General features: G+C 72.7%; 14 protein-coding genes. 11 read left to right on the top strand and 3 right to left on the bottom strand.

Annotated elements, in window-relative coordinates:
* Positions 1 to 41 precede the first annotated feature (41 nt).
* Entirely contained in the window at positions 42 to 1784 is a 1743-nt protein-coding gene (locus Pen02_RS09675; RefSeq protein ID WP_203865608.1) for a DEAD/DEAH box helicase, read from the bottom strand.
* Positions 1785 to 2014: 230 nt separating this feature from the next.
* Between Pen02_RS09675 and Pen02_RS09680 the strand changes: the two genes are divergently transcribed.
* Both Pen02_RS09680 and Pen02_RS09685 read left to right on the top strand, forming a co-directional pair.
* Positions 2015 to 2815 carry an SDR family NAD(P)-dependent oxidoreductase gene (locus Pen02_RS09680; protein ID WP_239140369.1) on the top strand — a complete coding sequence of 267 codons (801 nt, stop codon included), beginning with the start codon at positions 2015 to 2017 and terminating at the stop codon, positions 2813 to 2815.
* Positions 2808 to 3437, top strand: a complete 630-nt coding sequence (locus Pen02_RS09685) for a TetR/AcrR family transcriptional regulator (protein WP_203865609.1) — start codon at positions 2808 to 2810, stop codon at positions 3435 to 3437. Before Pen02_RS09680 ends, Pen02_RS09685 begins: the two co-directional genes overlap by 8 nt.
* Positions 3438 to 3517: 80 nt before the next feature.
* On the opposite strand, the gene Pen02_RS09690 is transcribed toward Pen02_RS09685, so the two are convergent.
* Positions 3518 to 3988: a ribonuclease domain-containing protein gene (locus tag Pen02_RS09690; RefSeq protein ID WP_372445597.1), complete on the bottom strand. Its 471-nt coding sequence runs from the start codon at positions 3986 to 3988 to the stop codon at positions 3518 to 3520.
* Positions 3989 to 4369: 381 nt separating this feature from the next.
* Between Pen02_RS09690 and Pen02_RS09695 the strand changes: the two genes are divergently transcribed.
* The 8 genes from Pen02_RS09695 to ptsP all read left to right on the top strand — a co-directional run bounded on the left by Pen02_RS09695 (position 4370) and on the right by ptsP (position 11162).
* The gene (locus Pen02_RS09695; protein ID WP_203865610.1) at positions 4370 to 5131 is read left to right on the top strand and encodes a DeoR/GlpR family DNA-binding transcription regulator; all 762 of its coding nucleotides are present in this window, start codon (positions 4370 to 4372) and stop codon (positions 5129 to 5131) included.
* Positions 5128 to 6072: a 1-phosphofructokinase gene (gene pfkB, locus Pen02_RS09700; protein WP_203865611.1), complete on the top strand. Its 945-nt coding sequence runs from the start codon at positions 5128 to 5130 to the stop codon at positions 6070 to 6072. Before Pen02_RS09695 ends, pfkB begins: the two co-directional genes overlap by 4 nt.
* Positions 6073 to 6198: 126 nt before the next feature.
* On the top strand, positions 6199 to 7389 hold the full coding sequence (gene mtlA, locus Pen02_RS09705) for a mannitol-specific PTS transporter subunit IIC (RefSeq protein WP_203865612.1): 1191 nt from the start codon (positions 6199 to 6201) through the stop codon (positions 7387 to 7389).
* Positions 7390 to 7422: 33 nt separating this feature from the next.
* Entirely contained in the window at positions 7423 to 7731 is a 309-nt protein-coding gene (locus Pen02_RS09710) for a PTS sugar transporter subunit IIBC family protein (RefSeq protein WP_203865613.1), read from the top strand.
* A 1-nt stretch (position 7732) separates the two neighbouring features.
* The gene (locus tag Pen02_RS09715) at positions 7733 to 8182 is read left to right on the top strand and encodes a PTS mannitol transporter subunit IIA (protein ID WP_203865778.1); all 450 of its coding nucleotides are present in this window, start codon (positions 7733 to 7735) and stop codon (positions 8180 to 8182) included.
* On the top strand, positions 8179 to 9219 hold the full coding sequence (locus Pen02_RS09720) for a zinc-dependent dehydrogenase (protein WP_203865614.1): 1041 nt from the start codon (positions 8179 to 8181) through the stop codon (positions 9217 to 9219). Before Pen02_RS09715 ends, Pen02_RS09720 begins: the two co-directional genes overlap by 4 nt.
* A gap of 13 nt (positions 9220 to 9232) precedes the next feature.
* Positions 9233 to 9517 carry an HPr family phosphocarrier protein gene (locus tag Pen02_RS09725; RefSeq protein ID WP_203865615.1) on the top strand — a complete coding sequence of 95 codons (285 nt, stop codon included), beginning with the start codon at positions 9233 to 9235 and terminating at the stop codon, positions 9515 to 9517.
* Positions 9510 to 11162 carry a phosphoenolpyruvate--protein phosphotransferase gene (gene ptsP / locus Pen02_RS09730; RefSeq protein ID WP_203865616.1) on the top strand — a complete coding sequence of 551 codons (1653 nt, stop codon included), beginning with the start codon at positions 9510 to 9512 and terminating at the stop codon, positions 11160 to 11162. The genes Pen02_RS09725 and ptsP overlap by 8 nt, the downstream gene beginning before the upstream one ends.
* Positions 11163 to 11313: 151 nt before the next feature.
* Here the strand turns inward: ptsP and Pen02_RS09735 are convergent, their stop codons facing one another.
* Entirely contained in the window at positions 11314 to 11538 is a 225-nt protein-coding gene (locus Pen02_RS09735) for a DUF2188 domain-containing protein (protein WP_203865617.1), read from the bottom strand.
* A gap of 163 nt (positions 11539 to 11701) precedes the next feature.
* Between Pen02_RS09735 and Pen02_RS09740 the strand changes: the two genes are divergently transcribed.
* Positions 11702 to 12520, top strand: a complete 819-nt coding sequence (locus Pen02_RS09740; RefSeq protein ID WP_239140371.1) for an ArsR/SmtB family transcription factor — start codon at positions 11702 to 11704, stop codon at positions 12518 to 12520.
* The last annotated feature ends 11 nt before the right edge of the window (positions 12521 to 12531 follow it).

Consider the following 12531-nt stretch of genomic DNA (forward strand, 5'->3'; position numbering starts at 1 on the left):
TTCCGCCCCGCCGGCCGGTACCCGGGGGATGTCCACCCGGCTCAGTCGTCCCGTTGGCCGATCTCGCGGTCCCGGCGTACCGTCGCCTTGCGGCCCTTGATGGTGCTCTGCCGGAGCCGGGTGATCACCTCGTTCGCCGCCGACCTCGGCACCTCGACCAGGGAGAACCGGTCGGCGATCTCGATCGAGCCGATCTCCCGACCGCTGACCCGGGTCTCCCCGGTGATCGCACCGACCAGGTCCTGCGGGCGGATCCCGGCCCGCCGGCCGACCCCGATGAACAGGCAGGCCATGTCGCCGGAGCGGGGCCGGCCGCCGCGCCGGTCGTCCCGACCGGCGTCCCGGCCGCCGTCGCGCCGGGGCCGGCCGTCCCGCTCGGTCCGGAACGCGAGCTGCGGGATGTCCTCCTCCTCGTCGACCGGGCCGCCGGCCGACTCGTGCGCCAGCTTGACCGCTGCCAGCGCCACCTCCATCACGTCGAACTCGTCGGTGAGGGTCTCCACGATCACCCGGAACGGGTCGAGGTCGTCCTCCAGCAGGCTCTCGTGCAGCGCGGCTCGGGTCATCTCCAGCCGCCGTGTCCGCAGGTCGGCCACCGTGGGGATCTTGTCGACGAAGATCCGCTGTCCGGTGGTCCGCTCGATCGTCTTGAGCATCCGGTGCTCCCGGGGCTCGGCCAGGGTGATCGCCACACCCTGCCGGCCGGCCCGGCCGACCCGCCCGATCCGGTGCACGTACGACTCCGGCGCCGACGGCACGTCGTAGTTGACCACGTGCGTGAGCTGCTCGATGTCCAGCCCACGGGCGGCCACGTCGGTCGCCACCAGCAGGTCGGCGGTGCCGGCCCGGAGCCGGCCCATCACCCGGTCCCGCTGTTCCTGGGTCATGCCGCCGTGCAGCGCCTCGGCCCGGTAGCCGCGACCGTTCATCGTCTCGGTGAGCCGGTCGACCTCCTCCCGGGAGCGGCAGAAGACGATCGCGGCGGTCGGCGCCTCGACGTCGAGTACCCGGCCGAGCGCGGCCGGCTTGTGCGCCCGGGCGACCACGTACGCGGTCTGCCGGACCAGCGGGGCGGTGCCGGTGGGCGCGGGCTGCCGGCCGATCTCGATCCGGGCGGGATCGCTCAGGTACTGCCGGGCCATCCCGTCGATCCGGGCCGGCATCGTCGCGGAGAAGAGGACCGTCTGGCGCTGCTCGGGTACGTGTTGCAGGATCGTCTCGATGTCCTCGGCGAACCCCATGTCGAGCATCTCGTCCGCCTCGTCGAGTACCACGGTCGCGAGGCTGTCCAGCCGCAGGGTGTCCCGGGCGATGTGGTCCAGCGCCCGTCCGGGAGTGGCCACCACCACGTCCACCCCGCCGTCGAGTGCCCGCAGTTGCCGGGCGATCGGCTGACCGCCGTAGATCGGCAGCACCCGTACGCCGAGGTCGCGGCCGTACCGGTGGATCGCCTCGGAGACCTGCACGGCCAGCTCGCGGGTCGGCACCAGGATCAGCGCGGTCGGCGCACCGGAGCTTCGGTCCGCCGGCAGCCGGTGCAGCAGCGGAAGCGCGAACGCGGCCGTCTTGCCGGTCCCGGTGGCGGCCTGGCCGAGCAGGTCCCGGCCGGCCAGCAGGGGCGGGATGGCGGCCCGTTGGATGGCGGTCGGCTCCTCGTAGCCCAGCGTGCCGAGCGCGTCCAGGAGTTCGGTCCGCAGCCCGAGGTCGGCGAAGGTGGCGGCGTCGTCGGGGTCGTTCGGGCTCGTGCTGACCGGCGGAGCGGGCGGTGCGCTTTCGGAACTCATGCCCATCAGCTTTTCACCACGCCCGAACGGGCGACGCGGCGACCGGCGATCCGGCGGGTCCGCCGGGCTTGGTAGCCCGGGGTGCCGAGGAGGTGACCGCCCTTCCGGTATCGACGGAGGTTGCCGCCCGGCCGGTTGCGGCGAGTCGGGTCCGACCGGGCGGTCCGCAGCGGTCGGGATGGCCGGGCGGCGTTGACGAGGCGTACCATAGTCGGGATAGTATCTGCATCGTGAATGCAGAAAGTTTCGGATTCGCGCTGGCCGGCGCGGCCGTGGTGGTGACCGGGGCCGGCTCCGGCATCGGCGCGGCCCTGGCCACCCGGTTCGCTGCCGACGGCGCCCGGGTGCTCGTCAACGACCTCGACGGCGACGCGGCCCGGTCGGTCGCGACCCGGATCGGCGGGGAGGTCTTCCCCGCCGACGTGGCCGATCCGGCCGAGGTCGCCGCGCTGGTCCGGCACGCCCGGGAGCGGTTCGGCCGGATCGACCTGTTCTGCGCCAACGCCGGAGTGCCCGGCACCGGCGGGCTGGACGCCCCCGACGAGACCTGGGAGCACGCCTGGCGGGTCAACACCATGTCCCACGTGTACGCCGCCCGCGAACTGCTGCCGGACTGGCTGGCCGCCGGGCGTGGCCGGCTGCTCGTCACCGCCTCGGCGGCCGGCCTGCTCACCCTGCTCGGCGCCGCGCCGTACTCGGTCTCCAAGCACGGGGCGCTGGCCTTCGCCGAGTGGCTGCGGGCCAGCTACGCACACCGGGGCGTCGTCGTGCAGGCGCTCTGCCCGCAGGGCGTCCGCACCCCGATGCTGGAGCAGGGCGAGGGGCCGGGCGCCGCCCTGCTGGCCGCCGGAGCGGTCACTCCGGAGCAGGTCGCCGAGCTGGTGGTGGCGGCGCTGGCCGACGACCGGTTCCTGGTGCTGCCGCATCCGGAGGTGGCGACGTACTACACCCGGCGGGCCGCCGACCCGGACCGCTGGCTGCACGGGATGAACCGGGTGCAGCGGGATCTCGAAGGGTCGGCCGATGACTGACCGGTTCGGCGCCACCGGGGCGGAGCCGCCGGCCCGGGTCGACGGGCGCAACGCCCGGGCGGAACGCTCCCGGGCGGCGATCGTCGAGGCGCACCTCGCCCTGATCGGCGAGGGCGACCCGCGGCCGACCGGGGAACGGATCGCCGAGCGGGCCGGGGTGTCGCTGCGGACACTGTGGACGAATTTCAAGGACATGGAGACACTTTTCGAGGCCAGCGGCGAGCAGGTGCTCCGGCAGCAGGACGCGGCGTACCGGCCGATCTCCCCGACGCTGCCGCTGGCCCGACGGGTCGACGCGTACTGCCGGCAGCGGGCCCGGCTGCTCCAGTTGATCGCGCCGGCCGCCCGCGCCGCCCAGATGCGCGAGCCGGTCTCCGCCACGCTGCACCGCAACCGCCGCAAGCACGTCGACCGGGTACGTGCCGAGGTCGAGGAGCTGTTCGCCGACGAACTCGACCGGGCCGGGGCCGGTCGGGAACAGTTGGTGCACGCCCTGGTCGCCACCAGCATGTGGCCGAGCTGGTCGATGCTGCGCGACGGCCTCGGGCTGGGCGTGGACCAGGCCCGCGCGGTGATGACCCGCACCGTCGCCGCGCTGCTGGCCGACCCCGGCACCTACTGACCGGCGTACGCTCGCGGCCTGGCCGCCCGGTGACGGGGCACCGGACGGCCGTCGCCCGCGTCAGAGCCGGTAGAGGCGCGTCAGAGCCGGTAGAAGTCCGTGTAGTGGTTCGGGGTGAACCAGGTCGCCCCGGTGGCCTTGTTGACCACGATCCGGTACGCGTCCCGGGCCGCACCCCGGTTGCGGGGGTAGACGTCGTACTCGTAGTAGGTGGCGTTCGTCGGCAACTGGCCCTCGCGGTTGAAGTGCTGCCCACCGGCGTAGTTGTAGAGCCCGCCGCTCCAGGAGTACCAGTTCCGTGCGGTGGGGAAGCCCCGGCTGGCCCAGCCGCTGCGGGCCGTCCGGGCGTCCGCGCAGCGGGCGATGGTGCAGGAGCTGTAGACGGCGGCCGAGGCGGAGTCGGTCTGGGTCGGGGCGACGACCGCCGGGCCGACCAACAGGCCGGCGACCAGGACGGCCAGCGTCGCGAAGGTGGTCAGGAACCGCCGGGCCCGGGCCGGGGTGGCCGGAAGCGGACGGGGGGTCCAGTGCGCAGTGGCGGGTACGGCCAAGGTGTCCTCCTGTTCGGACGGAGCCCGCGGGGTGTGCGGGTCGGCTCCATCCTCGACAGTCGGAGCCGCCGCCGGTAGGGGGTGGCGGTGAAGTTAATCGATGCGCCACCGGCTGTTCCCGCCGAAGATCACTACTCTCCTCGGCGGAAACCACACAAACGGAGATCCCTGTCGGTTTGGGTCCGGACTCGTCCGTCCTGGTGCAGGCTGCCCGGGTTGACGGACCTCCCGGACCATGCCTGTCACCACGGGCGGTATGTCTCGGATCATGCCGGCCCGGGTCGCGCAGATGACCGAACTGTTACAGCCGGATGTTGACGGACCACAAGAACGGGCGTAAACAGAAAGCAAGCAAAAACGATCGGGCGGGAGATCTCACGGATGTACGCCGAGGAACGTCAGCAGGAGATCCTGCGTCTGGCCCGGGAGGCGGGCCGGGTCGACGTGATGGCGCTGGCCGAGGGCATGAACGTGACCGCGGAGACGATCCGCCGGGACCTGACCGTGCTGGAGCGGGCCGGAGTGCTCCGCCGGGTGCACGGCGGGGCGATCCCGGTGGAGCGGATCGGGTTCGAGCCCGCACTCGCCGCCCGGGACGCCGTACTGATCGACGAGAAGGAGCGGATCGCCAAGGCGGCACTGGCCGAACTGCCCGACGAGGGCGCCGTCATCCTCGACGCCGGCACCACCACCGCCCGGCTGGCCCAGCTCCTGCCCGCCGACCGCGAACTGACCGTGGTGGTCAACTCCCCGGTGCTGGCCGCCGCGCTCGGCCTGAAGCCCAACCTCACGGTGCTGCTGCTCGGCGGCCGGCTGCGCGGCAAGACGCTGGCCACGGTGGACGACTGGGCGCTGCGACCGCTCGCCGAGCTGTACGTCGACGTCGCCTTCATGGGCGCCAACGGCTGCTCGGTGGAGCGCGGGATGACCACGCCGGACCCGGCCGAGGCGGCGGTGAAGCGGGCGATGATCAGCGCCGCCCGCCGGGTGGTGCTGCTCGCCGACCACACCAAGATCGGCAACGACTACCTGGCCCGGTTCGGCACCCTGGCCGACCTCGACCTGCTGATCACGGACAGCGGGCTGGACGAGGAACTCGCCGACGACGTGGAGGCGGCCGGCGTACGGGTGGTGCGGGCATGATCCTCACGGTCACGCTCAACCCCAGCCTGGACCGGGCGATGGAGATCGACAGGCTGGCCCGGGGCGAGGTGATCCGGGCCGCCTCCGCACACCTCGACCCGGGCGGCAAGGGCGTCAACGTCTCCCGGGCACTGCTCGCCAACGGGGTACCGTCCCGGGCGGTGCTGCCGGTCGGCGGCGAGGAGGGCGCCCAGCTCGTCCGGCTGTTGGAGAGCGAGGGCGTCGAACTGCTGGTGGTGCCGATCGCCGGGCGTACCCGGTCGAACATCACCCTCGCCGAGCCGGACGGCACGGTCACCAAGATCAATGAGTCCGGCCCGGTGCTTACCGGCCCGGAGTTCGCCGAGGTGACCCGGGCGGTGCTGGCGGCGGCCGACTCGGCCGACTGGGTGGTGGCCTGCGGCAGCGTGCCGCCGGGACTGCCGGTGGCGGCCTTCGGCGACCTCTGCGCCCGGCTGGTCGACGCCGGGGTGCGGCTCGCGGTCGACACCAGCGGACCGGCGCTGCGGGCCGCCGCCGAGGCCGGGGTGGCACTGGTCAAGCCGAACCGGGAGGAGTTGGCCGAGGCGGTCGGCGCCCCGCTGCGGTCCCTCGGTGACGTGGTCGACGCCGCCGCCCAGGTCCGCACCTGGGGCGCCGGCACCGTACTGGCCAGCCTCGGCGCCGACGGCGCGGTACTTGTCGACGCCAAGGGCGTGGTCACCGGCGAGTCGCCGGTGGCGCAGCCGAAGAGCACGGTCGGGGCCGGCGACGCGCTGCTGGCCGGTTTCCTGGCCGCCGGCGCGCGCGGCCCGGACGCCCTCGCCGAGGGGCTCGCCTGGGGCGCGGCGGCGGTCAGCCTGCCGGGCAGCCGGATGCCCGGTCCCGCCGACCTGCTCCGGAACACCGTCCGAGTCCACCCCCGGCCGGACCTGGTCCGGCCACTGCTGCCACAGGGCTGAGCCGGTCATGTCAGGCAGTCAGCGACAGCACCCCGAACGTCGGCCGACCCCTGAGGCCGACGGCATGACATTCGAACCCGGCCGCGTTCGGTAACGCGGGCCATACTCTGCGAAGGAGTCCCCCTCATGGCCATGTCATACACACCGCAGGTCCAGGGCAGCGGCTTCAAAGCCCAGGTCCAGCGGATCGGCGGTCACCTGGCCGGAATGGTCATGCCCAACATCGGGGCGTTCATCGCCTGGGGCCTGATCACGGCGCTCTTCATCCCGACCGGCTGGCTGCCCAACGAGGACTTCGCCAAGCTGGTCGACCCGATGATCTTCAGCCTGCTGCCGATCCTGATCGGTTACACCGGCGGCCGGATCGTGCATGGCCAGCGCGGCGCGGTGGTCGGTGCGGTGGCCACGGTCGGCATGATCGTCGGCGCGGAGATCCCGATGTTCCTCGGCGCCATGATCATGGGTCCGGCCGCCGCGTACCTGATCAAGCTCTTCGACAAGCTGGTCGAGGACCGGATCCGCCCCGGCTTCGAGATGCTGGTCGACAACTTCTCCGCCGGCATCGTCGGCGGCGCGATGGCGCTGTTCGGCGTCTGGGGCGCCGGCCCGGTCGTCGGCCGGCTCAGCGACTGGGCCGGCAGCGGAGTGGACTGGCTGATCGGGCAGAACCTGCTGCCCGTCGCCTCCGTACTCGTCGAACCGGCCAAGGTGCTGTTCCTGAACAACGCGATCAACCACGGCGTACTGTCGCCGCTGGCGGTGGCGCAGGCGCAGGAGACCGGCAAGTCGATCCTGTTCATGATCGAGTCGAACCCCGGCCCGGGGCTCGGCCTGCTGCTCGCCTTCTTCCTCTTCGGACCCCGCTCGCTGCGGCCCAGCGTGCCGGCGGCCGGCATCATCCACTTTCTCGGCGGCATCCACGAGATCTACTTCCCGTACGTGCTGATGAAGCCGCGACTGATCCTCGCCACCATCGCCGGTGGGGCCGCCGGGGTCGGCACCTTCATGGTCACCGGCGCCGGACTCGTCGCCACCCCCTCGCCGGGCAGCATCTTCGCCTACGCGGCGGTCACTCCGAGGGGCGGCTGGTTCGGCATGGTGCTCGGCGTACTGGTCGCCACCGTGGTCTCCTTCGTGGTCGCCTCGGCGCTGCTCGGCTTCGGCAAGCTGAACGGGGAGCCGAAGGCCGACGAGGACGCCGCGGCCGAGACCGACGACCCGACCTCGACCGGCCCCGCGACCGCCGAGCCGACGACCGGGACCCGGGACCGCGAGACCAGCCCGGCCGTGGCCCGCTCCGCCACCGCCGAGGGCTGACCAGACCAGCGTACGAACGGAAGGGGTACTGCCATGGGCAGCATCAACGGTAAGGACATCCACAAGGTCGTGGTTGCCTGCGACGCCGGGATGGGCAGCAGCGTCATGCTCGCCAGCCAACTTCGCAAGCAGCTCAAGAAGTTCTCGGTCACGGTGGAACACACCCCGGTCAACTCCATCCCGGGCGACGCCGATGTGGTGATCACCCACAACGGGCTGGCCGCCCGGGCCCGGGCCGCCGCACCCGACAAGGTCGTGGTGCCGTTCCAGGTCTTCCTCGGCGACCCGGCGGTGACCGCCGTGGTCAAGGCGATCGAGTCGGGTGGTGAGGTCAGTGGCTGAGTTGACCGGCGACCTGCTCGACCGGCGGGCGATCCGGCTCGCCGAGGAGGCCGCCGACCGCGACGAGGCGATCCGGCGCTGCGGCGAGGCGCTGGTCGACACCGGAGCGGTGCATCCCGGGTACGTCGAGACGATGCTCGCCCGCGAGCGCTCGGTCTCCACGTACGTGGGGGAGGGGGTGGCCATCCCGCACGGCACCCTCGCCGGCAAGGACCTGGTGCACCGGGACGCGCTCGCGGTGCTCCGGTTTCCCGCCGGAGTCGACTGGGGCGGCCAGCCGGTCACCGTCTGCGTGGCGATCGCCGCCCGTGGCGACGGCCACGTCGAGCTGCTGGCCAGCCTCGCCGAGATCCTGCTCGACGCCGACCGGGCCCGTGCGCTGCGCGAGGCCACCGAACCCGAAGACGTGCTGGCACTGCTGGTGCCGGCGCCGGAGGACAGCAACCGATGAAGGCCGTTCGATTCCACGCACCCGGTGACGTACGCATCGAGGACGTGCCCGAGCCCACTCCGGGGCCCGGCGACGTCAAGATCCGGGTACGCAACTGTTCCACCTGCGGTACCGACGTCAAGATCTCGAAGTTCGGGCACCACCACATCCACCCGCCCCGGGTGATGGGGCACGAGATCGCCGGTGAGGTGGTGGAGACCGGGTCCGAGGTGACCGGCTGGGCGCCCGGCGACCGGGTACAGGTGATCGCGGCGATCCCGTGCGGCACCTGCGCCGAGTGCCGGCGGGGCCGGATGACCGTCTGCCCCAATCAGGAGTCGATGGGCTACCACTACGAGGGCGGCTTCGCGCAATACCTGGTCGTGCCGGCGAAGGTGCTGGCGGTGGACGGGCTGAACCGGATTCCGGACGGGGTCGGTTTCGCCGAGGCGTCGGTGGCCGAGCCGCTGGCCTGCGTACTCAACGGACAGGAGTTGGCGCTGGTCGGCGACGGCGACGACGTGGTGGTGATCGGCTCCGGCCCGATCGGCTGCCTGCACGTCCGGCTGGCCCGGGCCCGGGGCGCCGCCCGGGTCTTCCTGGTCGAGTTGAACCGCGACCGGCTGGAGATGGCCGCCGCACTGGTGCATCCGGACGCGGCGATCTGCGGCTCCGAGGTGGACCCGGTCGACGAGGTGCTGAAGCTGACCGACGGGCGCGGAGCCGACGTGGTGATCACGGCGGCGGCCTCCGGCGCGGCCCAGGAGCAGGCGGTGCAGATGGCTGCCCGGCAGGGTCGGATCAGCCTCTTCGGCGGCCTGCCCAAGGACAACCCGATCATCTCGCTCGACTCCAACCTGGTGCACTACCGCGAGCTGATGCTGGTCGGCGCCAACGGCTCCAGCCCGGTGCACAACGCCGAGGCGCTCCGCCTGATCGCCACCGGCGCGGTGCCGGTGTCCGATCTGATCACCCACCGGCTTCCGCTGGACCAGGCGATCGACGCCTTCGGCGTGGTCGCCCGGGGCGAGGCCATCAAGGTCACGATCGAACCCTGAGAGGGAGGCTCCCATGGCTACCCGTACGGTCACCGTCGGTTCCGCCAGCGGCCTGCACGCCCGCCCGGCGGCGCTCTTCGTCGCGGCGGCGGGGGCGGCACCGGTCCGGGTCACCATCCGGACCGGTGAGAAGCGGGCGGTACCGGCGAACAGCATGCTGTCGGTGCTCTCGCTCGGCGCCAAGCAGGGCACCGAGGTGGTACTCGAGGCCGACGGCGAGGGCGCCGAGGCCACCTTGGACAGCCTCGCCGACCTGCTCGCCCGGGACCTGGACGCGGAGGAGCCGGCCGATGTCTGAGCCGGCCGGACCGGCGCCGCTGCACGGGATCGGGGTCAGCCCGGGGCTCGCCGGAGGTCCGGTGCTCCGGGTCGCCCCGGTGCCGCCGCTGCCCGCACCGGTGCCGGTGACCGATCCCGACGCCGAGGCCGATCGGGCGGTGGCGGCGCTGCGCGAGGTGGTCGCCGAACTGACCCGCCGGGCCGACCGGTCCGGGGAGAAGACCCTGGTCGACGTACTCCGGGCGCAGGCCATGATGGCCGACGACCCGGTGCTGCTGGACGCCGTACGCGAGCACGTGCTGGCCGGGACGGACGCACCGCACGCCGTCGACGCCGCCTTCGCGACCCACCGGGCGGCGTTCGAGGCGGCCGGCGGGTACCTGGCCGAGCGGGTCGCCGACCTGGACGACCTGCGCGACCGGGCGGTGGCGGTCTGCCTCGGCCGGCCGATGCCCGGAGTGCCCTCGCCGGGGCACCGGTACGTGCTCACCGCCTGGGACCTGGCCCCGGCCGACACCGTCGACCTGGATCCGGAGCAGGTCGTCGCACTGGTCACCGAGTCCGGCGGCCCGACCAGCCACACCGCGATCCTGGCCCGCGCGCTCGGGCTGCCCGCAGTGGTCGCCTGTTCCGGCGCCCGCGACCTGGTCGACGGCACGGTCGTGCTGGTCGACGGCACCACCGGGGCGGTCCGGGTCGACGTGGACCCGGACGAGCTGGCCGCCGCCGAGACGGCCGAGCGGGAGCGGCGCACGGCGGTGGCGGCGACCTCCGGCCCGGGGCGGACGGCCGACGGGCACCCGGTCGCACTGCTGGCCAATATCGGCGCGGCTCGGGACCTGGCGGCGGCCGACGGCGCCGAGGGAGTCGGGCTGTTCCGCACCGAACTGCTCTTCCTGGACCGGACCCGGGAGCCGGAGCTGGCCGAGCAGGCCGAGGCATACCGAGAGGTCTTCGCGGCTCTCGCCGGGCGACGGGTGGTGATCCGGACCCTGGACGCGGGCGCCGACAAGCCGTTGCCGTTCCTGCACCAGACCGACGAGCCGAACCCGGCCCTCGGGGTACGCGGCCTGCGGCTGGTCCGGGAACGACCGGAGCTGCTGCGTACCCAGTTGGCGGCGATCGCCCGGGCGGCCGAACAGACCGGGGCGGACGTCTGGGTGATGGCGCCGATGGTGGCCACCCGGGCCGAGGCGGCACAGTTCGCCGACGCGGTACACGAGGCGGGGCTGCCGAAGGCCGGGGTGATGGTCGAGGTGCCGGCGGCGGCGCTGCGCGCCGGTCAACTGCTGGAGGTCGTCGACTTCCTGAGCATCGGCACCAACGACCTCAGCCAGTACACCTTCGCCGCCGACCGGCAGTCGGGCGTACTGGCCGAACTGCTGGACCCGTGGCAGCCGGCGCTGCTGCGCCTGATCGCCGAGGTGGGTACGGCTGGCCGCGCCGCTGGCAAGCCGGTCGGGGTCTGCGGCGAGGCGGCGGCCGACCCGCTGCTCGCCCCGGTCCTGGTCGGCCTCGGGATGACCAGCCTCTCCATGTCGGGCCGGTCGCTGGCCCCGGTCCGGGCGGCGCTCGCCGCACGGACGTACGCCGACTGCGAGCGGCTGGCCCGGCTGGCCCTGGCCGCCGACGACGCCGAGCGGGCCCGCAAGGCCGTCGCCTGACGGGTCCCGCGAGGTCACCTGTCGGGGCCGGGCAGTTGTTCCCGGCCCCGAAGAATCGTCCGGCACCGACTGTCCGAGACGCGAGTCGGCCCACGCCAGCGTGCTGGCGTGGGCCGCTGCGTGGGGGTCCGCCGGGTTCCGGCGGCCGTTCTCATCCGGCGGGCGGGAAGGGGTCGTCGCGGTAGGTGTGCTCGGTCTCGATCTGGCCGTCCTGCTTGTGTACGACGAGCTGGCTCGGCTGGTTCGCCTTGGCCGCGTCGCGGCCGGCGCCGAGCGCGGTCTCCTTGGTGTCGTAGTGGCCGACCACCGTCGACCCGTGCTCCACCTTCCAGCCGTTGGCCTCGGGAACGACGTGGTATTCGGTTCGGGCCGTCATGCTGCTCCTCCTGCTCGATTGTCCGTTGTTCGAGCTCTACCCAGGGCGGGGCATCGGAAACCACGAATCCTCGGCGCTGCGGATCGGCGTGGGTTGACATGCAGCCAATTGGCTGCCTATTGTTCAGGCAACCAGTTGGCTGCATGTTAGGGGGATGGTCGGGATGGACGAGGTGTTCAAGGCGCTGGCCGACGGCAGCCGCCGCCGGCTGCTGGACAGCCTGAACACCCGTAACGGGCAGAGCCTGCGGGAGCTGTGCACCGAACTCGCGATGACCCGGCAGTCCGTCAGCAAGCACCTGGCGGTGCTGGAGGCGGCCAACCTGGTCACCACGCTCTGGCGGGGCCGGGAGAAGCTGCACTACCTCAACGCCGAGCCGATCAACGCCATTGCGGACCGCTGGATCAACCAGTACGACCAGGGGCGGGTGCACGCACTCGCCGACCTCAAGAGGGCATTGGAGCAGGAACCGATGGGCGAGCGCGAATTCGTCTACACCAGCTACATCAACACCACCCCGGAACGCCTCTGGCAGGCGCTCACCGATCCCGCGTTCACGGAGCGGTACTGGGGAGTCACCTTCGACACCGACTGGCGGGTCGGCTCGGAGATGGCCTGGTTGCACAACGGCGTACGGATCGCCGACCCGGAGCAGGTCGTGCTGGAGGCGGAGCCGTACCGTCGGCTGTCGTACTCCTGGCACAGCTTCACGCCGGAGTTCGCCAGGGCGTACGAGATGGATCCGGCCGAGGTGGCCAAGTTGGCCGACGAGCCGCGCAGCAAGGTGAGCTTCGAGATCGAACCGCGCGGCCGGGCGGTGCGGCTGATCGTCGTACACGAGGGGTTCGCGCCGGGCAGCCCGCTGCTGGAGACCGTCAGCGAGGGCTGGGCCGAGCTGCTCTCCAGCCTGAAGACGCTGCTGGAGACCGGCGAGCCGCTGCCGCAGGCCGAGCCGGCGGCGACCGCCTCGGCGGCCGACTGACCCCGGGCGGC

Source organism: Plantactinospora endophytica, from assembly GCF_016862915.1.
Taxonomy (GTDB): Bacteria; Actinomycetota; Actinomycetes; order Mycobacteriales; family Micromonosporaceae; genus Plantactinospora; species Plantactinospora endophytica.